Source organism: Teichococcus aerofrigidensis, assembly GCF_054073225.1.
Genome location: NZ_JBSXMU010000066.1, coordinates 1 through 20,716, shown reverse-complemented (window position 1 = coordinate 20,716; position 20,716 = coordinate 1). Strand labels below are relative to the sequence as shown.

20 protein-coding genes are annotated in these 20,716 nt (G+C 72.6%); 11 read left to right on the top strand and 9 right to left on the bottom strand.

The window, feature by feature from the left end; translation table 11 throughout:
- On the top strand, positions 1-623 hold a 623-nt coding region (locus tag ACVMLK_RS13975; protein WP_457486724.1), incomplete at its 5' end, for an FAD-dependent oxidoreductase.
- A 39-nt stretch (positions 624-662) separates the two neighbouring features.
- Here ACVMLK_RS13975 and ACVMLK_RS13970 read toward each other — a convergent pair.
- From ACVMLK_RS13970 to ACVMLK_RS13950, 5 genes are all read right to left on the bottom strand, one after another.
- Positions 663-2,075 carry a TRAP transporter large permease gene (locus ACVMLK_RS13970; RefSeq protein WP_198367627.1) on the bottom strand — a complete coding sequence of 471 codons (1,413 nt, stop codon included), beginning with the start codon at positions 2,073-2,075 and terminating at the stop codon, positions 663-665.
- Between the two features lie 31 nt (positions 2,076-2,106).
- Positions 2,107-2,655 (bottom strand): TRAP transporter small permease subunit, encoded by a 549-nt coding sequence (locus ACVMLK_RS13965; RefSeq protein ID WP_422922089.1) that lies wholly within the window; start codon positions 2,653-2,655, stop codon positions 2,107-2,109.
- Positions 2,656-2,728: 73 nt separating this feature from the next.
- Complete coding sequence (locus tag ACVMLK_RS13960; protein ID WP_198367625.1) at positions 2,729-3,829, bottom strand: TRAP transporter substrate-binding protein; 1,101 nt, start codon at positions 3,827-3,829, stop codon at positions 2,729-2,731.
- A 174-nt stretch (positions 3,830-4,003) separates the two neighbouring features.
- On the bottom strand, positions 4,004-5,392 hold the full coding sequence (locus ACVMLK_RS13955; RefSeq protein WP_457486723.1) for an FAD-binding oxidoreductase: 1,389 nt from the start codon (positions 5,390-5,392) through the stop codon (positions 4,004-4,006).
- Positions 5,389-6,273, bottom strand: a complete 885-nt coding sequence (locus ACVMLK_RS13950; RefSeq protein WP_457486722.1) for a dimethylarginine dimethylaminohydrolase family protein — start codon at positions 6,271-6,273, stop codon at positions 5,389-5,391. Before ACVMLK_RS13950 ends, ACVMLK_RS13955 begins: the two co-directional genes overlap by 4 nt.
- A 102-nt stretch (positions 6,274-6,375) precedes the next feature.
- Here ACVMLK_RS13950 and ACVMLK_RS13945 point away from each other — a divergent pair, with 102 nt between their 5' ends.
- Together ACVMLK_RS13945 and ACVMLK_RS13940 are read left to right on the top strand one after the other, a co-directional pair.
- Positions 6,376-7,023 (top strand): PadR family transcriptional regulator, encoded by a 648-nt coding sequence (locus ACVMLK_RS13945; protein WP_457486721.1) that lies wholly within the window; start codon positions 6,376-6,378, stop codon positions 7,021-7,023.
- A gap of 109 nt (positions 7,024-7,132) precedes the next feature.
- Positions 7,133-7,891 (top strand): HpcH/HpaI aldolase family protein, encoded by a 759-nt coding sequence (locus tag ACVMLK_RS13940; RefSeq protein ID WP_457486720.1) that lies wholly within the window; start codon positions 7,133-7,135, stop codon positions 7,889-7,891.
- 96 nt (positions 7,892-7,987) lie between these two features.
- Here ACVMLK_RS13940 and kdgD read toward each other — a convergent pair whose 3' ends face one another.
- The 3 genes from kdgD to ACVMLK_RS13925 form a co-directional block, all read right to left on the bottom strand.
- Positions 7,988-8,920, bottom strand: coding sequence for a 5-dehydro-4-deoxyglucarate dehydratase (kdgD, locus tag ACVMLK_RS13935; protein WP_457486719.1), 933 nt, complete (start codon positions 8,918-8,920; stop codon positions 7,988-7,990).
- A gap of 97 nt (positions 8,921-9,017) precedes the next feature.
- The gene (locus ACVMLK_RS13930; protein ID WP_457486718.1) at positions 9,018-9,959 is read right to left on the bottom strand and encodes an ROK family protein; all 942 of its coding nucleotides are present in this window, start codon (positions 9,957-9,959) and stop codon (positions 9,018-9,020) included.
- The gene (locus tag ACVMLK_RS13925; protein WP_198367619.1) at positions 9,943-10,782 is read right to left on the bottom strand and encodes a shikimate 5-dehydrogenase; all 840 of its coding nucleotides are present in this window, start codon (positions 10,780-10,782) and stop codon (positions 9,943-9,945) included. The genes ACVMLK_RS13930 and ACVMLK_RS13925 overlap by 17 nt, the downstream gene beginning before the upstream one ends.
- A 202-nt stretch (positions 10,783-10,984) precedes the next feature.
- Between ACVMLK_RS13925 and ACVMLK_RS13920 the strand changes: the two genes are divergently transcribed.
- The 7 genes from ACVMLK_RS13920 to ACVMLK_RS13890 are packed head-to-tail and all read left to right on the top strand — an operon-like array spanning position 10,985 to position 18,689.
- Positions 10,985-11,227, top strand: a complete 243-nt coding sequence (locus ACVMLK_RS13920) for a sulfurtransferase TusA family protein (protein ID WP_198367618.1) — start codon at positions 10,985-10,987, stop codon at positions 11,225-11,227.
- Entirely contained in the window at positions 11,224-12,153 is a 930-nt protein-coding gene (locus tag ACVMLK_RS13915) for a histone deacetylase family protein (protein ID WP_422922084.1), read from the top strand. Before ACVMLK_RS13920 ends, ACVMLK_RS13915 begins: the two co-directional genes overlap by 4 nt.
- Positions 12,154-12,179: 26 nt before the next feature.
- Positions 12,180-12,428: an exodeoxyribonuclease VII small subunit gene (locus ACVMLK_RS13910; protein WP_198367616.1), complete on the top strand. Its 249-nt coding sequence runs from the start codon at positions 12,180-12,182 to the stop codon at positions 12,426-12,428.
- A gap of 4 nt (positions 12,429-12,432) precedes the next feature.
- Entirely contained in the window at positions 12,433-13,356 is a 924-nt protein-coding gene (locus ACVMLK_RS13905) for a polyprenyl synthetase family protein (RefSeq protein ID WP_457486717.1), read from the top strand.
- Positions 13,356-15,326 carry a 1-deoxy-D-xylulose-5-phosphate synthase gene (gene dxs, locus ACVMLK_RS13900; protein WP_198367614.1) on the top strand — a complete coding sequence of 657 codons (1,971 nt, stop codon included), beginning with the start codon at positions 13,356-13,358 and terminating at the stop codon, positions 15,324-15,326. The genes ACVMLK_RS13905 and dxs overlap by 1 nt, the downstream gene beginning before the upstream one ends.
- Before the next feature lie 43 nt (positions 15,327-15,369).
- Positions 15,370-17,964 carry an MMPL family transporter gene (locus tag ACVMLK_RS13895; RefSeq protein WP_422922080.1) on the top strand — a complete coding sequence of 865 codons (2,595 nt, stop codon included), beginning with the start codon at positions 15,370-15,372 and terminating at the stop codon, positions 17,962-17,964.
- Positions 17,961-18,689 (top strand): MlaA family lipoprotein, encoded by a 729-nt coding sequence (locus ACVMLK_RS13890; RefSeq protein ID WP_422922079.1) that lies wholly within the window; start codon positions 17,961-17,963, stop codon positions 18,687-18,689. Before ACVMLK_RS13895 ends, ACVMLK_RS13890 begins: the two co-directional genes overlap by 4 nt.
- 27 nt (positions 18,690-18,716) lie before the next feature.
- Here ACVMLK_RS13890 and ACVMLK_RS13885 read toward each other — a convergent pair whose 3' ends face one another.
- Positions 18,717-19,388 (bottom strand): ABC transporter substrate-binding protein, encoded by a 672-nt coding sequence (locus ACVMLK_RS13885; RefSeq protein WP_457486716.1) that lies wholly within the window; start codon positions 19,386-19,388, stop codon positions 18,717-18,719.
- A 198-nt stretch (positions 19,389-19,586) separates the two neighbouring features.
- Here ACVMLK_RS13885 and hpnA point away from each other — a divergent pair, with 198 nt between their 5' ends.
- The gene (hpnA, locus tag ACVMLK_RS13880) at positions 19,587-20,630 is read left to right on the top strand and encodes a hopanoid-associated sugar epimerase (RefSeq protein ID WP_457486715.1); all 1,044 of its coding nucleotides are present in this window, start codon (positions 19,587-19,589) and stop codon (positions 20,628-20,630) included.
- Positions 20,631-20,716 lie beyond the last annotated feature (86 nt).

The following is a 20,716-nucleotide window of genomic DNA, read 5'->3' as shown; positions in this document are numbered from 1 at the left end:
GCGTCGCGATCGAGCCGGGCCGCGCCGTGGCGGTGGATCCCGCCCGGGCCTCGCTCCGCCTCGCCGATGGCGCGACGCGGCAGGCCGACCTGCTGGTGCTGGCCGCCGGCCCCTGGGCGCCGCGCCTCGTGCCGGGCCTGGCCGGGCGTGTTGTGCCCTCGCGTCAGATCGTGGTCTATCTGGAGCCGCCGCCGGCCTGGCGGGCGGCCTGGGCCGCGGCGCCGATGCTGCTCGATCTCTCCGAGGGCAGCGGCTTCTACGCGGTGCCGCCGGTGGCCGGCACGCCGCTGAAGATCGGCGACCATCGCTTCTCCCGCCAGGGCGATGCCGAGGACGCGCGCGAGGCCGGCGCCGCGGAGGCCGAGGCCATCCTGGCCCTGGCCCGGCCGCGCCTGGCCGGGGCCGCGGCCTATCGCGTGCTCGGCGCGCGCGCCTGCTACTACGACGTGACGGGGGATGAGCGCTTCATCGTCGCGCCGCTGGGGCTGCATGCGGTGGTGATGAGCGGCTTCTCGGGGCACGGCTTCAAGTTCGCGCCGCTGCTCGGCCTGGCCGTGGCGCGCGAGGACCGGAGCGGGCTGGCGGCCGGGGCCGCCGGCGAGGGCGGCCCGCTGCCGGGATGAGAGGGGCGGGAGGGGAGGACGCGCCTTCCCGCCCGCCGGCTACTTGAAGATGATCGGCGCGTCCTCCGCCGGAAGGTCCGGCATCGGCACCTCGATGCGCACTGAGGCGGGGTCGACGCCGGTTCCGGTGTCCAGCCAGTAGGTCACGCTCTCCGGCCAGAAGATGACGATGGCGACCAGGATGAGCTGCAGCCCCACCCAGGGGATGGCACCCCAGTAGATGTCGCTCGACTTCACCGTCTTCGGCGCGATGCCGCGCAGGTAGAAGAGCGCGAAGCCGAAGGGTGGGTGCATGAAGCTGGTCTGCATGTTCACGCAGAGCAGCACGCCGAACCAGACCAGGTTGATGTCGAGCTTGGCGGCCACCGGCGCCAGCAGCGGCACGACGATGAAGGCGATCTCGAAGAAGTCGAGGAAGAAGGCCAGGAAGAAGATGAAGATGTTGACGAAGATCAGGAAGCCGGTCTGGCCGCCGGGCAGGTGCGAGAGCAGGTGCTCGATCCACAGGCTGCCATCGACACCCTGGAAGACCAGCGAGAAGACGGTGGAGCCAACCAGGATGAAGATGACCATGCAGGTGATGCGCATGGTGTTGTCCATCGCCTGGCGCACCAGCGCCCAGGTGAGGCGGCCGTTGATGGCGGCGAGCGCGACGGCGCCGACCGCGCCCATGGCGCCGGCCTCGGTCGGCGTCGCCAGGCCCATGAAGATCGTCCCCAGCACCAGGAAGATCAGCACGACGGAGGGCACCATGCCCTTGAGGACGCGCCAGTAGAGCGGCCAGCCGCGCGGCGCCAGCGCCTCGGGCGGCAGCGGCGGCACCTTGTGGGGCTGGAAGATCGCGGTGGCGAAGATGAAGGCGACGAAGAGCAGCACCTGCAGGATCGAGGGGCCGATGGCGCCGGCATACATATCGCCCACGCTCTTGCCGAGCTGGTCGCCCAGGATGATCAACACCAGCGAGGGCGGGATGACCTGGGTGATGGTGCCGGAGGCCGCGATCACGCCGGTGGCGATGCGCATGTCGTAGCCATAGCGCATCATGATCGGCAGGCTGATCATGCCCATGGCGATGACCGAGGCGGCGACCGTGCCGGTGATGGCGCCGAGCACCGCGCCCACCAGGATGACGGCATAGGCCAGACCGCCCGGGATCTTGCCGAAGAGCTGGCCGGTGCCCTCCAGCAGATCCTCGGCGAGGCCGCAGCGTTCCAGAATGGCGCCCATCAGGGTGAAGAAGGGGATCGCCAGCAACAGGTCGTTCGACATGATGCCGAAGACCCGGAAGGGCAGGTTGCCCAGATAGGCCGGGGTGAAGAAGCCCAGCTCGATGGAGAGGAAGCCGAAGAACAACCCGACGGCGGCCAGGGAGAAGGCCACGGGGAAGCCGATCAGCAGGAATACGACGAGGCCGCCGAACATCAGCGGCGGCATCATCTCGAGGGTCAGCATGGCAGGTGCGGGTCCGCGTCTCGGGGAAAGGTCACTGCTCGGGGCGATGGTACTCGACCACCACCTCCCCCTCGGGGCGGAGGCCACGCAGCAGGGCGATGCGCTTGATCAGCTCGGAGACGCCCTGCAGGCTGAGAAGCAGAAAGCCGACCGGCAACAGCAGCTTCACCGGCCAGCGGATCAGCCCGCCGGCGTTAGAGGATTCCTCCATGCGCTGCCAGCTGTCGAGGAAGAAGGGCCAGGTCATCCAGGCCAGCAGGCTCATCGCCGGCAGCAGGAAGAAGATCAGGCCGAGCACATCCACCCAGAGCCGCGCGCGCGTCCCGAGATTGCCGAACACCAGATCGACCCGCACATGCTCGTTCTTCAGCAGCGTGACCGAGGCTCCGAGCATGACGATACCGGCGAAGAGATACCACTGCACCTCCAGCCAGGCGTTGGAGGAATAATTGAGGCCGTAGCGAATGGTCGCGTTGCCGGCGCTGATCACGCAGGAGAGCAGCACCATCCAGGAGGCGATCACGCCGAAGGCGGCGCTGACCCGGTCCATCGCCCGGCTGAAGCCAAGCAGGGCAGCCATGCGGGGAAGATTCCTTATCTCGGGTTACCGGTGGAAGGCCCGGCGCGCCATGCCGCCGGGCCGGAGGTTCGGGTCAGCGGCGCTGCTGCGCCTCCTGGCCGTACATGGCGTAGACGAACTGGTCGAAGCTGTTCTCGGCCACGCGGAACCAGCCATACTCGGTCTCGCGGAAGGCTTTCCAGTGGTCATAGACCTTCTTGAAGTCGGCGTTCTTCTGCGCGATCTCGTCATAGAGCTCGAAGGCCGCCTTGTAGGCGGCCTGCATGACGTCGCGCGGGAAGGGCCGGAGCTGGGTGCCGGCGGCGATCAGGCGGCGCAGCGCCACCGGGTTCTGCACGTCGTACTTGGTCATGGATTCGATCGTCGCGTCGCGGCAGGCGCTCTCCAGCGCCTCCCTGTAGAGGGGCGGCAGCTCCTCGTACTTCGCCTTGCTGACATAGAGGGAAAGGTTCAGGCAGCCCTCCCACCAGCCCGGATAGTAGTAGAAGGGGGCGACGCGGTTGAAGCCGAGCTTCTCGTCGTCATAGGGGCCGATCCATTCGGCGGCGTCGACCGTGCCCTTCTCCAGCGCCGGATAGATGTCGCCGCCGGCGATCTGCTGCGGCACCACGCCGAGCTTCTGCATGACGTTGCCGGCGATGCCGGCGATGCGCATCTTCAGCCCGTTCAGGTCCTGGACGGTCTTGATCTCCTTGCGGAACCAGCCGCCCATCTGCGCGCCGGTGTTGCCGGCCGGGATGGAGACGATGTTGTAGCCCTCGAAGAAGGGCTTCAGCACCTCGCGTCCGCCGCCCTGATGCATCCAGGCGTTCATCTGCCGGGTGTTGAGGCCGAAGGGCACCGTGGCGTCGAAGGCGAAGGTCGGGTCCTTGCCGACGAAGTAGTAGGAGGCGGTGTGCGCCGCCTCGACCGTCCCGCCCTGCACCGCATCGGCGACCTGCAGGCCGGGCACCAGCTCGCCGGCCGGGAAGACGCGGATCTGGAACTTGTTGTCGGTCAGGGCCGCGACCCGCTTCGCCACATGCTCGCCCGCGCCGTAGATGGTGTCGAGCGAGCGGGGGAAACTGCTGGCGAGCCGCCAGCGGATCTCCGGAGCCGGCTGGGCGATGGCCGGGGCGGCGAGAGCGGAGGCGCCGAGGAGACTGCCTCCTGCCAGCAATTGACGACGGATCATCGGTGGACGGCTGCTCCCTTGGACAGAGCCGGCGGTTCTGGGGTGCCGGGCGAGCCGCATTCTGGCGGCAGAGGGTCGCGTCTGTCATCCACCGTTGGTCACGCCAACGGCATAATATGATGTACGGAATTTAATCTCGCGCGGGCCGGCGGCGGGTGCCGGCCCGCTGCCGGCTCAGTTCAGGAACAGCTTGCCCGGATTGAGAATGCCGCGGGGGTCGAGCGAGGCCTTCAGGCCCCGCATCACCGCCAGCACCTCCGGCCCGTGCTCCTGCTCCAGGAACTCGCGCTTGCCGAGGCCGATGCCATGCTCGCCCGAGCAGGTGCCGCCCAGCGCCAGGCCCTGGGCGACGATCCGCCGGTCCAGCGCCCAGGCCTTCTCCAGCCCCTCCGGGTCGTCGGCGGGGAAGAGGATGACGCAGTGGAAGTTGCCGTCGCCGACATGGCCGACGATGCAGGTGTTCTGCTCCGCCGCCACCGCCGCCTCCTTGGCGCTGACGATGGCCTCGGCCAGCTTCGAGATCGGCACGCAGACATCGGTGGTGATGCCGCGGCAGCCGGGCCAGAGCGCGTTGGCCGCCCACCAGGCGTCGTGCCGCGCCTTCCACAGCCGGTTGCGCGTCTCGGCATCCTCGGCCCAGGCGAAGCCCTTGCCGCCCATCTCGCTGGCCAGCGCCTCGACCGCTCCGGCCTGCTCGCGCACGCTGCCCGGGCTGCCGTGGAACTCCAGGAACAGGGTCGGCAGCGGCTCGTAGGGCAGCCTGGAATAGGCGATGGAGGCCCGCATCTGGTCGGCATCCGCCAGCTCGATGCGGGCGACGGGGATGCCGGCCTGCATGGTCATGATGACGGTCTCGACCGCGGCGGCCAGGCTGTCGAACTGGCAGACGGCGGCGGTGGTCGCCTCCGGAATGCCCTGCAGCCGCAGCCGGATCTTGGTCACCACGCCGAGCGTGCCCTCGGAGCCGACGAACAGCCGCGTCAGGTCGTAGCCATTGGCGGCCTTGCGGGTGCGCCCGCCGGTCTGGATGACGCGGCCATCGGCCAGCACGACCTCGAGGCCCATCACCGCCTCGCGCATGGTGCCGTAGCGCACGGCATTGGTGCCCGAGGCGCGGGTGGCGGCCATGCCGCCCAGCGTGCAGTGGCTGCCGGGATCGACCGGGAAGAACAGGCCCTGGTCGCGCAGGTGGTCGTTCAGCTGGTGGCGGGTGACGCCGGGCTCCACCAGGCAGTCCATGTCCTCCGGATCGACCTCCAGGATGGCGGTCATGCGCGACAGATCGAGGCTGATGCCGCGGCGGACGGGCACGACATGCCCCTCCAGGCTGGTGCCGGCGCCGAAGGGCGTGACCGGCACGCCATGCGCGTTGCACAGCGCCAGCAGGCGCGAGACCTCCTCCGTCGTCTCCACGAAGGCGACCGCGTCGGGCAGCACCGGCGGGTTGGCGTCCTCGCCCTTGCTGTGCTGCTCGCGGATCGAGGCATTGGTCGAGAGGCGGTCGCCGAGGAAGGCGCGCGCGGCGGCCAGGACGGTGTCGAGGGGGTGGGTGTCGATGGTCATGGGGTGTCCTCCTCCCGCGAGAGCGGGCAGGTCAGGCAATGGGGGCCGCCGCCGCCCAGGGTGAAGAGCGAGAGTTCGGGGTCCAGCACCGTCAGCCCCTCGGCGCGCAGGGCGGCGTTCAGCGCCGTGCTGTCGCGTGAGGAGACGACGCGGCCGCCGCCGAGGGCGACGATGTTGCAGCCGAGCCGCATGGCCTCGCGATAGGAGACGGGCAGGCAGCGGATGCCGTGCCGGCGCAGCCAGGCGAGGAAGTCCTCGTCCAGCACCTCGGTGCAGGCGACGGCGAGGCCGGGGGCGGCCATGCAGAACAGCACGTCGAGGTGCAGGAAGTGCTCGTCGAAGGGCTCGAGCCGCACCTCCCAGCCCTCGGCGCGCAGCCAGCCGGCGAGCTGCTCCGCGCCCGCCTCGTCGGTGCGACCGCCGGAATGGCCGATCACGGCGAGGCCGGGGCGGAGGATGTGGATGTCGCCCCCCTCCAGCGTGCCGGCGCTGGACTTGCGCCAGAACTCGCTGCCATGGGCGGCATGGAAGTCGATCAGCCCGGCATATTCGCCGCGCCGCTGCGGCCGTTCCAGCTGGCAGAGCACCGGCCCGCGATGGGTCACCACCACGCTGTCCCGCGTGAAGACCATGTAGGGCAGGTGCGGTTCCGGCGTCAGGCGGTGCACGGTGGCGCCGCCCTGCTCCAGCGCCGCGACCAGCTCGGCATGCTGGGCGGCGAGGTGCGCGCGGGCCGGGGCCTGGCGCGCATCGGCCAGGGTGCGGCGCACGATGCTGTTGGTCGGCACCCAGCGATAGTGGTCGGGCGGGCAGACCAGCACCTCCCTCAGAAGCCCGGTCTCGGAAGCGAGGCGCCAGCGCGGCGCGGTGGTGGGGGACATGGCGGGGCAGGTTACGCTCCGCCGGGGCGGTCGGCCAGGGGGCGTGGAGCTTCGTGCGGGACCTCTTGCGAAGATCCTATCTAGATATATCTTAGATGCATCATGAGCGATCATATCCCGGGGCGCCACAGGCCCCACCATCATCATCATTCCTTCCATCCCTGCCGTGGCCATGGCCGGTCACACGACGCGGGCGACCGGCTGCGCCGGCAGCGCCCCGACCACCCCTTCGGCGAGACGAGGGGAATGCACGGCCCGCATCGCGGCGGCGGCGGCCGGCGGCGGCGCTTCGACCAGGGCGAGCTGCGCCTCCTGGTGCTGTCGCTGATCGCCGAGCAGCCCCGGCATGGCTATGACGTGATCCGCGCCATCGAGGCGCAGTTCGGCGGCGAGTACAGCCCGAGCCCCGGCGTGATCTATCCGACGCTGACCCTGCTGGAGGAGATGGGCCTGGCCAGCGTGACCGAGGCCGAGGGCCGCAAGACCTATGCCCTGACCGAGGCCGGCCGGGCCGAACTGTCCTCGGAGGCGGCGGCCCTGGCGGCGCTGCGCCAGCGGCTGGCCGCGCGCCGGGCCGGCGGACCTCCGGCGCCGCTGCTGCGCGCCATGGAGAACCTGCGCCTGGCGCTGCGCCTGCGCATGGCCCAGGGGGAGTTGTCGGGGGCGCTGCCGGAGACCGAGGTGGCGCGGCTGGTGGCGTTGCTGGACGCGGCGGCGCGGGCGGTGGAAAGCGGCGAAACCCCGGCCTGACCGGTCTCGCGCCCGCCGGCCCGGCGCCGCGTTGACGCTTCCCGGTGAGGGGCCTAGCGTCGATCCTCTCCGCTCGGCGTGAGACAACGGAAAGGAAACGAATCCCAACATGGCGAACAAGTTGAAGGACGCCTGGGCGCAGGGCCGCGCCTTTGTCAACGGATGGCTGGCCATCCCCAACGGCTACAGCGCCGAGGTCATGGCCCAGGCCGGCTTCGACAGCCTCACCGTCGACATGCAGCACGGCGTGCAGGACTATCTCTCCGCCGTGAGCTGCTTCCAGGGCATGCAGCCGCACGGCGTGACGCCCATGGCCCGCGTGCCATGGAACGAGCCCGGCATCGTCGGCAAGATCCTCGATGCCGGCGCCATGGGCGTGATCTGCCCGATGGTCAACACGCCGGAGCAGGCGCGCCAGCTGGTCTCCTCCTGCCGCTACCCGCCGGAGGGCACGCGCTCCTTCGGCCCGATCCGCGCCGGGATCTACGGCGAGGCGGGCACCTATTTCGACACCGCGAACAAGGACATCGCGGTGATCCCGATGATCGAGACCAAGGAGGCGATCGACAACCTCCCGGCGATCCTCGACGTGCCGGGTGTCGACGGCGTCTATATCGGCCCCTCGGACCTCGGTCTGTCCTACGGGCTGGCGCCGCGGCTGGACCGCGAGGAGCCGGAGATCCTCAAGATCTACGAGCGCGTGCTGGAGGAATGCGGCAAGCGCAACATCGCCGTCGGCCTGCACAACGGCACCGCGGCCTATGCCCGGAAGATGATCGGCATGGGCTTCAAGCTCGTCACCATCTCCAACGACAGCGGCATCCTGCTGACGGCGGCGAAGGCGGCGGTGGCGACGGCGAAGGGCTGAGCGGGGGCCGGGGCCTCTCCCCGGCCACCCTGTCGGCGAAGGCGGCCGCGAGGGGAAGGGCCGCGCCTTTCCCCTTGGGCCATCCCCGGAGCCGCCTCAGGCGGCGCGGGCCAGGCTCTTCGGCAGCCGGGCGATCAGCACCTCCAGCTTCTCCATCTCCGCCGCGTCGAGATCGGTGAGCGGCGGGCGCACGGGACCGGCGGGGCGGCCCACGGCGGCGCAGCCGGCCTTGACGATGGAGACGGCATAGCCCTTCCGCCGGTTGCGCAGGGCGATGTAGGGCAGCACGAAGTCGCGCAAGCCCTGATACACCGCCGCCGCGTCCTTGCGCCGCACCGCCGCGTAGAAGTCGTTGGCGAAGTCCGGCACGAAGTTGAAGATCGCCGAGGAATAGGTGGTCACGCCCATCTCCAGATAGGGCAGGGCGAAGGTCTCGGCGGTGGGCAGGCCGCCGACATAGGTCAGCCGCTCGCCCATCCTGGCGTAGATGCGCGTCATCAACTCGATGTCGCCGACACCATCCTTGAAACCGACCAGGTTCGGGCAGCGCTCGCAAAGCCGCGCCAGCGTGTCCTCGTTCAGGATGGCATTGTCGCGGTTGTAGACGATGACGCCGAGCCGGGTGCTCCGGCACACCGCCTCGACATGCGCGGCGAGACCATCCTGCTCGGAATTCACCAGATAGTTCGGCAGCAGCAGCAGGCCGTCCGCGCCGGCCGCCTCGGCCGAGGCGGCGAGTTCCTGCGCGATGGCGGTGCCCATGCCGGCCGGCGCGATGACGGGAACCTTGCCGCCCACCTCGCTCACGGCGGCCTTCACCACCGTGGCGATCTCGCCCGGGGAGAGGTTGAAGAACTCGCCCGTGCCCCCGGCGGCGAAGAGCCCGGCCGGGCCATGGCCGAGCATCCAGCCGACATGCGCGCGGTAGGGCGCCTCGTCGAAGGCGAGCTCGGGCGTGAAGTGGGTGACCGGGAAGGACAGCAGGCCGCTGCCGATCCGCTGCGCCATCTCCTGGGGGCTCATGGACATGGAGGATTCCTTCAAAATGCGCTCCTCTCATCATGTCATCGTACATTTAATTGTCGAGAGGAAATCCGCCGTCGCCCGGCCCGGCGGGCCGCCGGCCTCAGCCGGCCCCGTCCCAGAGCCGCGCCGCGCCGAGGACGCCGGAGGAATCGCCATGCCGCGCCGGGACCAGCCGCATCCGCGCGACATCGCCGAAGACATGCGCGGCGGCCCGCGCCGGCACCTCGGCATAGAGCCGCGACAGGCCGGACAGGCCGCCGCCCAGCACGATGACCTCGGGGTCCAGCAGGTTGACCACGGCGGCCAGGCTCCGTGCCAGCCGGCCCACGTAGCGCTCCAGCGCGGCCGCGGCGGCGGCATCGCCCGCGGCGGCGGCGGCCTCGATGCCGGTGGCATCGCGCGCCCCGGCACCCTTCCAGTCGGCGGCGAGGGCGGGGCCGCAGAGCAGCGTCTCCAGGCAGCCCTGCTGGCCGCACCAGCAGCGCGGTCCGGGGAACTCGCCGGGCGTCATCCAGGGCAGGGGGGTGTGGCCCCATTCACCGCCGACCCTGTTGAGCCCTTCCAGCAGGCGCCCGCCCACCACCACCCCGCCGCCGACACCGGTGCCGAGGATGACGGCGAAGACCACCGCGTGCCCGGCCCCGGCGCCATCGGCGGCCTCGCTCAGCGCCAGGCAGTTGGCGTCGTTCGACAGCCGCACCGGGCGGCCGAGCCGCGCCTCCAGGTCGCGATCCAGGGCGCGGCCGTTCAGGCACTGCGTGTTGGCGTTGCGCACCAGGCCGGTGGCCGGGCTGAGGCTGCCGGGGATGCCGAGGCCGAGGCTGGCGCCGCCCTGGCCCAGCTCCGCCTCCGCCGCCCGCACCAGCCCGGCGATGGCGGCGAGGATGCCGTCATAATCCGGCGGCGTGACGATGCGGCGGCGCAGCCGGACGGCGCCACCCGGGTCCAGCGCCACGATCTCCGTCTTGGTGCCGCCGAGGTCGATGCCGAGCCGGTGGCCCGCGCGCGGCCCGCCCGCCACCGGATCAGCCGGCCCGGGCATAGGCCGCCGCCGCCGCCACCTGCTCCGCCTCCGGCGTGACGCCGGTGTAGAGCACGAACTGCCGCAGGGCCTGCAGCACGATCACCTCGGCGCCGGTGATCACCGCCTTGCCCGCCGCGCGGGCGGCGCGGATCAGCGGCGTCTCGGGCGGCAGGGCCACCACGTCGAAGACGATGCGGGCGGCGGCGATGGCCTCCCCGGGGAAGGCCAGGCCTTCGGCCTCCGGGCCGCCCTGCATGCCGATGGGGGTGATGTTGACCAGCATCTCCGCCGGTTCCCCCGACGCCCCCTCCGGCCCGGCCCGCCAGCCATAGCCGCAGCCCTCCGCCAGGGCGCGCCCCGCCTCGGCGTTCCGCGCGATGACGGTGCCCTGGCGGAAGCCGCTGTCGCGCAGCGCCGAGACCACCGCCTTGGCCATGCCGCCGCTGCCGCGCGCCGCGAAGCGGGTCTCCGGCGCCACGCCGTGCCGCTGCAGCAGCTCGGCCACCGCCGCGTAGTCGGTGTTGTGCCCGACCAGGTGGCCATCGGTGTTGACGATGGTGTTGACCGACATGATCGCCGCCGCCGAGGGCGCCAGCGCGTCCAGCAGGGGGATGCAGGCCTCCTTGAAGGGCATCGACACGGCGCAGCCGCGGATGCCGAGCGCCCGGATGCCGCCGATGGCCCCCGGCAGGTCGCGGGTGGTGAAGGCCTTGTAGAGGTAGTCGAGTCCCAGCGCCGCGTAGAGGTGGTTGTGGAAGCGGGTGCCGAAATTGCCCGGCCGCGCCGCCAGGGACATGCAGAGCGTGGTATCCTTGCCGATGCGGTTGACGGTGCGGAGCATTGAGGGCCTCCGTGGCGCGTTGCGGCCACGGGACTGCCCCGCCGGCCTATCCCTTCGGCCTTATCACCGGTCGGGCGGCCTGGGGAGGAATCCCGTGTCCGGAGGACGGGCGGCGTTGACAGGGATTTGAAGGCCGGCGGAGGCGTCGGGACTTCACGCGGCGGCGCTTGCTTCCGCCCGGCTCCGGTGGTCCAGTCCCGGCATGAGCGAAACCACCCTCGACGTGCAGGGCCTGACCTGCCCCCTGCCGGTGCTGAAGGCCAACAAGGTGCTGCGCGGCCTGCCGCCCGGGGCGCGGCTGACGGTGCTCGCCTCCGACCCCGCCAGCGTGAAGGATTTCCAGGCCTATAGCCGCGAGACGGGCCATGCCCTGGTCTCCTTCAGCGAGGCGGCCGGGCTCTACCGCTTCACGCTGCGCAAGCGGGAGGATAAGGCATCCGGATGAGCCTCCTGCTCGTCACCCATCGGGCCTGCCTGGACCATTCCAACGGTCCCGACCATCCGGAATGCGCGGACCGGCTGCGCGCCGTGCTGACCGCGCTGGAGGCCGAGGAGTTCGCCGGGCTGATCCGCGAGGAGGCGCCCCCCGCGACCGCCGCCCAGCTCGGCCTGGTTCACCCGCAGGACTACATCCGCGCCATCCTGGCCATCCGGCCGGCCGGGGAGGAGATCGTCCCCCTCGACGGCGACACCGGCATGAGCGCCGGCAGCGCCGAGGCCGCGCTGCGCGCCGCCGGGGCCGGGATCGCGGCGGTGGACGCGGTCTGCCGCGGCGAGGTGAAGCGCGCCTTCTGCGCCGTGCGGCCGCCCGGACACCATGCCGAGCCGCGCCGGCCGATGGGCTTCTGCCTCTTCGCCAATGCCGCCATCGCCGCCCGCCACGCCCAGGCCGCGCATGGTGTGGAGCGCGTCGCCATCCTGGATTTCGACGTGCATCACGGCAATGGAACGCAATCGGCGGTGGCGGAGGACCCCAGCATCCTCTTCGCCTCCAGCCACCAGTTCCCCTGCTATCCCGGCAGCGGCGCGGAGGGGGAACGCGGCGTGGGGAACGTCTTCAACGCCGAGCTGGCGCCGGGTTCGGACGGTGCCGCCTTCCGCGCCGCCTGGGCGGAACGGCTGCTGCCGGCGGTGGACGCCTTCCGGCCCGGGCTGATCGTGATCTCCGCCGGCTTCGACGCCCATGCCCGCGATCCGCTGGCGCAACTCCGCGTCCGCGAGGCCGATTTCGCCTGGCTGACCGGGGAAATCTGCCGCCTCGCCGACCGCCATGCCGGTGGGCGGGTCGTCTCGACGCTCGAAGGCGGCTATGATCTGCCGGCGCTGGCCTCCTGCACCGCCGGCCACCTGCGTGCGTTGATGCACGACTGACACCAGTACCCCGAGGTTCCTGCCCCATGTCCGATACGTCGTCTGAGCCGCCGGAGGTCGCCTCCCTGTCCTTCGAGGCCGCCCTGGCCGAGCTGGATGCCATCGTGAAGCGGTTGGAGGGCGGTCAGGCGAGGCTGGAGGAAGCCATCGCCGATTACGAGCGCGGCGCCGCCCTGCGCCGCCATTGCGAGGCCCGTCTGGCCGAGGCGGAGCAGAAGGTGCAGGCCATCGTCGCCGGGCCGAACGGCGCCGCCAGCCTGCGCGACATGGCCTGAGCCCATGTCCTCCGGTCTCTCCGCACCCAATGTCGCCGCCGGCCTGCCCGCGCTCCTGAAGGCCGCCGCCACCGAGATCGAGCACGCGCTGGACACGCTGCTACCGGCCGAGGAGGGGGCGGAGGCCCGCCTCTATGCCGCCATGCGCTATGCCGCGCTCGGCGGCGGCAAACGGATGCGCGGCTTCCTGGTGCTGGAGGGGGCGGCGCAGTTCGGCGTCTCGCGCACCTCGGCGCTGCGCGTCGCCGCCGCCATCGAGATGCTGCACGCCTATTCCCTGGTGCATGACGACCTGCCGGCGATGGACGACGACGACCTGCGCCGCGGCAAGCCCACCACCCACCGGGCCTTCGACGAGGCCACCGCCATCCTGGCCGGCGACGCGCTGCAGGCGCAGGCCTTCGCCGTGCTGGCGCATGAGGACACGCATTCCGACCCCGCCGTGCGCGCCGAGCTCTGCCTGCGCCTGGCCCAGGCCGCCGGCCCGCGCGGCATGTGCGGCGGCCAGATGCTGGACATGCTGGCCGAGGAGAGCCAGGAGCCACCGAGCGAGGCCGCGATCGGCCGGCTGCAGCTGCTGAAGACCGGCAAGCTGATCGAGGTCTCGGCCGAGGCCGGGGCCATCCTCGGCAAGGCGCCGCCGCAGCAGCGGCACGCCCTCTGCGCCTATGGGCGGGAGCTCGGCGCCGCCTTCCAGATCGCCGACGACATCCTGGACGCGACGGCCAGCGCCGAGGAGGCCGGCAAGGCCACCGGCAAGGACGCGGCGGCGGGCAAGGCGACGCTGGTCGGCCTGCTCGGCCTCGACCGCGCCCGCGCCCAGGCCGAGCGCCTGGCCGACCAGGCGCGGGCGCATCTCGACAGCTTCGGCGAGCGCGCCGATCCCCTGCGCTCGCTGGCCAGCTACACCATCGCCCGGAGGTCGTGATGACGAAAGCCCCGGCTTCCCCCGCCGCTCCCGCCGCGAACCAGCCGCCGAAGACGCCGCTGCTGGACCGCGTGCGGGTGCCCGCGGACCTGAAGAACTTCTCGGCCGATCAGCTCCGCCAGGTCGCCGACGAGCTGCGCGCCGAGACCATCCACGCGGTCAGCCAGACGGGCGGCCATCTCGGTGCCAGCCTCGGCGTGGTCGAGCTGACGGTCGCCATCCATGCCATCTTCGACACGCCGCGCGACCGGCTGCTCTGGGATGTCGGCCACCAGGCCTATCCGCACAAGATCCTGACCGGGCGGCGCGACCGCATCCGCACCCTGCGCCAGGGCGGCGGCCTCTCCGGCTTCACCCGCCGCAGCGAGAGCGAATACGATCCCTTCGGCGCGGCGCATTCCTCGACGTCGATCTCCGCCGGCCTCGGCATGGCGGTGGCGCGCGACCTCAAGCGCAAGGGCGGCCAGCGCGACGACCGCCACGTCATCGCGGTGATCGGTGACGGCGCCATGAGCGCCGGCATGGCCTACGAGGCGATGAACAATGCCGGGGCGATCAAGTCCCGCCTGATCGTGGTGCTGAACGACAACGACATGTCGATCGCGCCGCCGGTCGGCGCCATGTCCGCCTATCTGTCGCGGCTGATCTCGTCGCGCCCCTTCCTCAGCCTGCGCGAGGTGATGGCCAAGCTGGCCCGCCGCTTCCCCGCGCCGCTCGAGCGCGCCGCCCGCCGCGCCGACGAGTTCGCCCGCGGCATGCTGACCGGCGGCACCCTCTTCGAGGAGCTGGGGTTCTATTACGTGGGCCCCATCGACGGGCACAACATGGACCACCTCCTGCCGCTGCTGCGCAACCTGCGCGACGCGGAGGAGGGCGCGCCGGTGCTGCTGCATGTCGTGACGCAGAAGGGCAAGGGCTATGCCCCGGCCGAGGCGGCCAGCGACAAGTACCACGCCGTCTCCAAGTTCAACGTCGTCACCGGCACCCAGGCCAAGGCGCCGCCCGGCCCGCCGACCTATACCAAGGTCTTCGCGCAGTCGCTGATCGCCGAGGCCGAGGCGGACGAGCGCATCCTGGCGATCACCGCCGCCATGCCCTCCGGCACCGGGCTCGACCTGTTCGAGAAGCGCTTCCCGCGCCGCACCTTCGATGTCGGCATCGCCGAGCAGCACGCCGTCACCTTCGCCGCCGGCCTGGCGACGGAGGGCATGAAGCCCTTCTGCGCCATCTACTCGACCTTCCTGCAGCGCGCCTACGACCAGGTGGTGCACGACGTGGCGCTGCAGAACCTGCCGGTGCGCTTCGCGCTCGACCGCGCCGGGCTGGTCGGCGCCGATGGCGCGACCCATGCCGGGGCCTATGACATCGCCTATCTCGGCTGCATCCCGCAGATGGTGCTGATGGCCTCGGCCGACGAGGTGGAGCTGGCGCACATGGTCGCCACCGCCGCCGCCTTCGACGAGGGGCCGATCGCCCTGCGCTTCCCGCGCGGCGAGGGCTTCGGGCTGGAGCCGGTGCCGGCGCGCGGCACGCCGATGGAGATCGGCCGTGGCCGCGTGCTGCGCGAGGGCGGCAAGCTGGCCATCCTGAGCTATGGCGCGCGGTTGCAGGAATGCCTGAGGGCGGCGGAGGATCTGGCCGCGCGCGGGCTGCCCTGCACCGTCGCCGATGCCCGCTTCGCCAAGCCGCTGGACACCGCGCTGGTCGAGCGCCTGGCGCGCGAGCACGAGGTGCTGATCACCATCGAGGAAGGCTCCATCTGCGGCTTCGGGGCGCTGGTGATGCAGCACCTGGCCTGGCGCGGCCTGCTCGATGGCGGGCTGCGCATCCGGCCGATGGCCCTGCCGGACGCCTTCATCGACCATGACAGCCCGAAGAAGCAGTATGAGGGCGTCGGCCTCGCCGCGCGCGACATCGTCGAGACCGCGCTCCGGGCGCTGGGCGAGGATCAGGCGGCGGCGCGGGCCTGAGCGCCCCGCCGCGCACCGCATCCGCAGCTGAGGCTTTCCCGCCTTGAGGCACTCCCGCCCCGCCCGGGCCTCGCGCATCGGCCGCGTCGTCGCCGCCAGCGCGCGGCACCCGTGGCTCGTGCTCCTGGCCGCCGTCCTGCTGGCCCTGGCGGCCGCCGCCTATGCCGCGCGGCATTTCGCGCTGACCGCCGACACGGCCGAGCTGATCTCGACCGACCTCGACTGGCGCCAGCGCGAGCTGGACTACGCCGCCGCCTTCCCGCAGCTGCAGAACCTCGTCGTCGTGGTGATCGACGGCGCCACGCCGGAGCTGGCGGAGGCGGCTGCGCGCCGGCTGGAGCCTGCCCTGCGGCGGAACGCGCTGCTGGCCAGCGTCCGCGATCCGGAGGGCGATGACTTCTTCGTCCGCAACGGCGTGCTGCTGCTGCCCCTGCCGGAGGTCGAGGCGGCGATGCAGGGGCTGATCCGGGCCCAGCCCTTCCTCGGGCCGCTGGCGGCGGACCCCACGCTGCACGGCGTGGCCGGCCTGGTCGCCACGCTGGCCCAGGGCCTGCAGCAGGGCGGGATGCCGCAAGGGGCGGCGCTTCCGCTCCTCCGGCGCCTCGCCGCCGCCTTCGAGTCGGTGCTGGCGGGGCGGCCGGCCTTCTTCTCCTGGCGCGCCCTGCTCGACCAAGCGCCGCCCGGCCCGCGCCAGACGCGGCGGGTGCTGCTGGTGCAGCCGGTGCTGGACTATGCGGCGCTGCAGCCCGGCGCCGCGGCGACGGCGGCGATCCGCGACACGGCGCGCGACCTCGGCATCGACGCCGCGCACGGGCTGAGCCTGCGCCTGACCGGCCCGGTCCCGATGGCCGACGAGGAGTTCGCGACCCTCGCCGAGGATGCATGGCTGCTCACCGGCACCATGCTGGCGGCGCTGGTCGGCATCCTCTGGCTGGCGGTGCGCTCCATCCGCATCGCCGCCGCCATCCTGGGAACCACCCTGCTCGGGCTGGTGATCACCGCCGGGCTCGGCCTGCTGGCGGCGGGGCGCTTCAACCTGATCTCGGTCGCCTTCATCCCCCTCTTCGTCGGGCTGGGGATCGATTTCAGCATCCAGTTCAGCGTCCGCTACCGCGCCGAGCGGCTCGGCCACGCCCGGGACGAGGCGGCGCTGGCGGCGGCGGGGCGCGGCGTGGGCCGCGCGCTGCTGCTCTCGGCGGCCGCCATCGGCGCCGGCTTCTTCGCCTTCCTGCCGACCAGCTACATCGGCCTGGCCGAGCTGGGCCTCATCGCCGGTCTCGGCATGATGATCGCCTTCGCGCTCAGCATCACCCTGCTGCCGGCCCTGCTGGTGCTGCTGCGGCCGCGCCGTGCCGGGCGGGCGGAGGCGGGCTTCGCCAGCCTGGCGCCGGTCGAGGCCTTCCTGCGCCGCCGGCGCCGTGGCGTGCTGGGCGCGGCCCTGGCCCTCGCCGCGCTGTCCCTCGCCCTGCTGCCCCTGCTGCGCTTCGATTTCAACCCGCTGCACCTGCGCAGCGAGCGGGTGGAATCCATGGCGACCCTGCGCGACCTGGAAGCCGACCCGGACCGCACGCCGAACACGATCAGCGTCCTGCGCCCCTCGCTGGCCGAGGCCCGGGCGCTGGGCGAGCGGCTGGCGCGGCTGCCCGAGGTGTCCCGCACCCTGACGTTGGCCGACTTCGTGCCGGCGCGGCAGGACGAGAAGCTGGCGTTGATCGCGGATGCGGCGATGTTCCTGGGGCCGGCGCTGGAGGCCCCGCCGGTGCCGCCGGCGACGGATGCGGCCCTGCGGGCGCGCCTGGAATCGGCCGCGGCGGCCTTGCGGCGGGGAGAGGCCAGTGGCGAGGCGGGCGAGGCCGCGCGCCGCCTCGCCGCCGCGCTGGAGCGCCTGGCGGCGGCCACGCCCGAGATGCGCGGGCGGGCGGAGGCGGCGGTGGCCGGACCGCTGCCCCTCCTGCTGGATCAGATCCGCGGCCTGCTGCAGGCGGGGCCGGTGACGGTGGAGAGCCTGCCGCCCGCCCTGGCCGCCGACTGGATCGCCCGCGACGGGCGCTACCGCGTGGAGGCCCACCCCCGGCCCGGCGTGGAGGACAATGCCGCGCTGATCGCCTTCTCCGACGCGGTCCAGCGCGTCGCGCCGGATGCGACGGGGGTGCCGATCTCGATCCGCGAGGCGGGGGCCAGCATCGTCACGGCCTTCCTCCAGGCCGGGCTCTTCTCCGCCCTGGCGGTGGTGGCGCTGCTGGCGCTGGCGCTGCGGCGCGCGCGCGACGTGACGCTGACCATGCTGCCGGTGCTGCTGAGCGGGCTGCTGACCTTCGCCACCTGCGCGGCGCTCGGCCTGCCGCTGAACTTCGCCAATATCATCGCCCTGCCGCTGCTCTTCGGCGTGGGCGTGGCCTTCAACATCTATTTCGTCATGGCCTGGCGCGCCGGCGAGACCGACCTGCTGCAATCGAGCCTGACCCGGGCGGTGGTGTTCAGCGCTCTCACCACGGCGGTCGCCTTCGGCGCGCTCTGGCTGTCGAGCCATCCCGGCACCGCCAGCATGGGGCGGCTGCTGATGATCTCGCTCGGCTGGGAACTGCTCGTCACCCTCTTCGTCCGCCCGGCGCTGCTGGCCCGGCCGCCCGCCGCATGAGGGCCGGCGCCGCGCTGCTGCTGCTCGGCCTCGGCGCCTGCGCCGCCGGCGGCACCGGGGGCGATCCGCTGGAGGCGACGAACCGCCGGGTCTTCGCGGTCAACGAGGCGGTGGACCGCGCGGCGATCCTGCCCCTGGCCGAGGGCTACCGCGCCGTCACGCCGGCGCCGGTCCGGCAGGCGGTGCACAACGCGCTCGGAAACCTGCAGGAGCCGCGTGTCTTCGTGAACACGCTGCTGCAGGCGCGCCTCGCCGATGCCGGCCACACGGCGATGCGCTTCGTCCTCAATTCCACGCTGGGCCTGGTGGGGCTGTTCGAGGTCGCGGCGCCGCTCGGCCTGCCGCGGCGCCAGGGCGATTTCGGGCAGACCCTGCACAGCTGGGGGATAGGCGACGGACCCTATCTGATGCTGCCGCTGCTCGGCCCCTCGAACGCGCGTGACGCGGTGGGGCAGGCGGGCGATGTGCTGACCAATCCGCTGAACTGGCTGGTGCCGCTGGAATGGACCCTGGCGCGCGGTGGCGCCGAGGGGCTCGATCAGCGCGAGCGCAACATCGAGGCGCTGCGGGAGGTGCGCGAAGGCTCGCTCGACCCCTATGCCCGGCTGCGCAGCCTGTGGCAGCAGAACCGCGCCGCCGAGCTCGGCGGGGATGGCGCAGGCGAGGGGGCGATGCCGGCGGTGCTGGACGATCCCGGGCTGGACGATCCCGGCGCCGCGCCCTGACGGCGCCGCCGGGGAGACGGATCCGTTCTACCCGCCCAGCATCCGCGCCGTGCGGGCGCGCAGCTCCGCCGCCAGCCGGTCGGGCCCGCCCTCGGCCAGCAGGGCGCCGAATTCCGAGCGGCGGGAGGCCAGCTCGCTGATGCTGCCGGTGAGATAGACATCGACGATGCGCCAGCCGCCGCCGGATTCGCGCATCAGGTAGCCCAGCTCCACCGGCGCCTCGCGCGGGCGGTCGATGCGGGTGCGCAGCATGCGGTCGCCATTGCGCAGCGCGCTCTCGCCCAGGACCGAGAAGCTTTCGCCCGACCAGCCGTTGAAGCGGCTGGCATAGGTCGCCACCGACCAGTCCGAGAAGGCCTCGGTCAGCGCCGCCTGCTGCGCCGGGGTCATGCGGCTCCAGCCCGGCCCGATGGCGATGCGGGTCATCGCCGGCAGGTCGAAGGCCGCCTCCATCGCCGGCTTCAGCCGGGCCTGGCGGCCCCGCGGGCCCAGCCGGTCGGCCTGCCGCATCACCTCCAGCAGGGCGGCGTGATAGCGCTCGACCACCGCCGCCGGCGATCCTCCCTGCGCCAGGGCCGGCCGGGCCAGGGGCGGGGCCAGGGCCAGGGCCAGGGCCAGGGCCAGGCCCGGCGCGGCGGCCAGCAGCCCCCGGCGGCCAGGGGCGGGGCTGGGAGACATCGGCGGGGCGCGGCGCGGCATGGGCGATCCTTCCGGCGGTCGGGTGGGTTCCCGCCCAGGTGGCGCGGCCGGCCGGCGGCCGCAAGCCGGGCGGCTCGATTGACGAAAGCGGTGGCATGCCGTTTAGAGGTCCTGTCGCGCCTCGCGCCGCCAAGGGGCGACCGGGGGGCGACCCGCCCGCGGCGGCGAAGGCCCTGAAGGCGCCGGAGGTCCGACACGATGCATGCCCCCCCCGCGCCCAACCCTGCCAACCCCATTCTTCTCGCGCCCGGCGACACGGTGCTGGTCACCGGGGCGACCGGCTTCCTCGGCTCGGCGGTGCTGCGCGCGGTGGCCGCGCGGGGCGTCCGGCCCCGCGTCCTGGCCCGCCCCGGCAGCCCGCGGGCCAATCTCGATCAGGTCGATTGCGAGGTGGTGCTGGGCGACCTGGGCGATCCGGCCTCCCTCGCCGCGGCGCTGCGCGGCGTGCGCCACCTGTTCCATGTCGCCGCCGACTACCGCCTCTGGGCACGCGACCCGGCGGAGATCCTGCGCGCCAATGTCGAGGGCACCGGCCACCTGATGCGGATGGCGCTGGCGGCGGGCGTGGAGCGGATCGTCCATACCAGCAGCGTGGCGGCGCTGAAGGTGGCGGGCGCGGCCGCGTCGGTGGACGAGACGGCGCCGCTCCGGCCTGAGGAGGCGATCGGCGCCTACAAGCGCAGCAAGACCCTGGCCGAGCGGCTGGTCGAGACCATGGTGGCGCGGGACGGCCTGCCGGCGGTCATCGTCAATCCCTCCACGCCGATCGGGCCGCGCGACATCCGGCCGACGCCGACCGGCCGCATCATCCTCGACGCCGCGCGCGGGCGCATTCCCGCCTTCGTGGACACCGGGCTGAACTTCGCCCATGTCGACGATATCGCGGAGGGGCACGTGCTGGCGCTGGAGCGGGGGCGGATCGGCGAGCGCTACATCCTGGGCGGCGAGAACCTGTCGCTGCGCGAGTTCCTGGCGGGCGTCGCCGGCCTCACCGGGCGGCGGGCGCCGCGCATCGGCCTGCCGCGCGCGCCGCTCTACCCGCTGGCCCTCGGCGCCGAGGCCATGGCGCGGCTGACCGGCCGGGAGCCGCTGCTGACCCTGGACGGGCTGCGCATGTCGCGCCACCGCATGTTCTTCACCTCGGCCCGGGCGGAGCGGGAGCTGGGCTACCGCCACCGCCCGTGGCGGCAGGGCGTGGCCGATGCCCTGGCCTGGTTCCGCGCCGCCGGCTACCTCGCATGAGCCCCGCCCTCCTCCTCGGCCTGCTGAGCCTGGCGATCTGGATCGGGCTGCTGCTGGCGCGCGGCGGCTTCTGGCGGGCGCGTCAG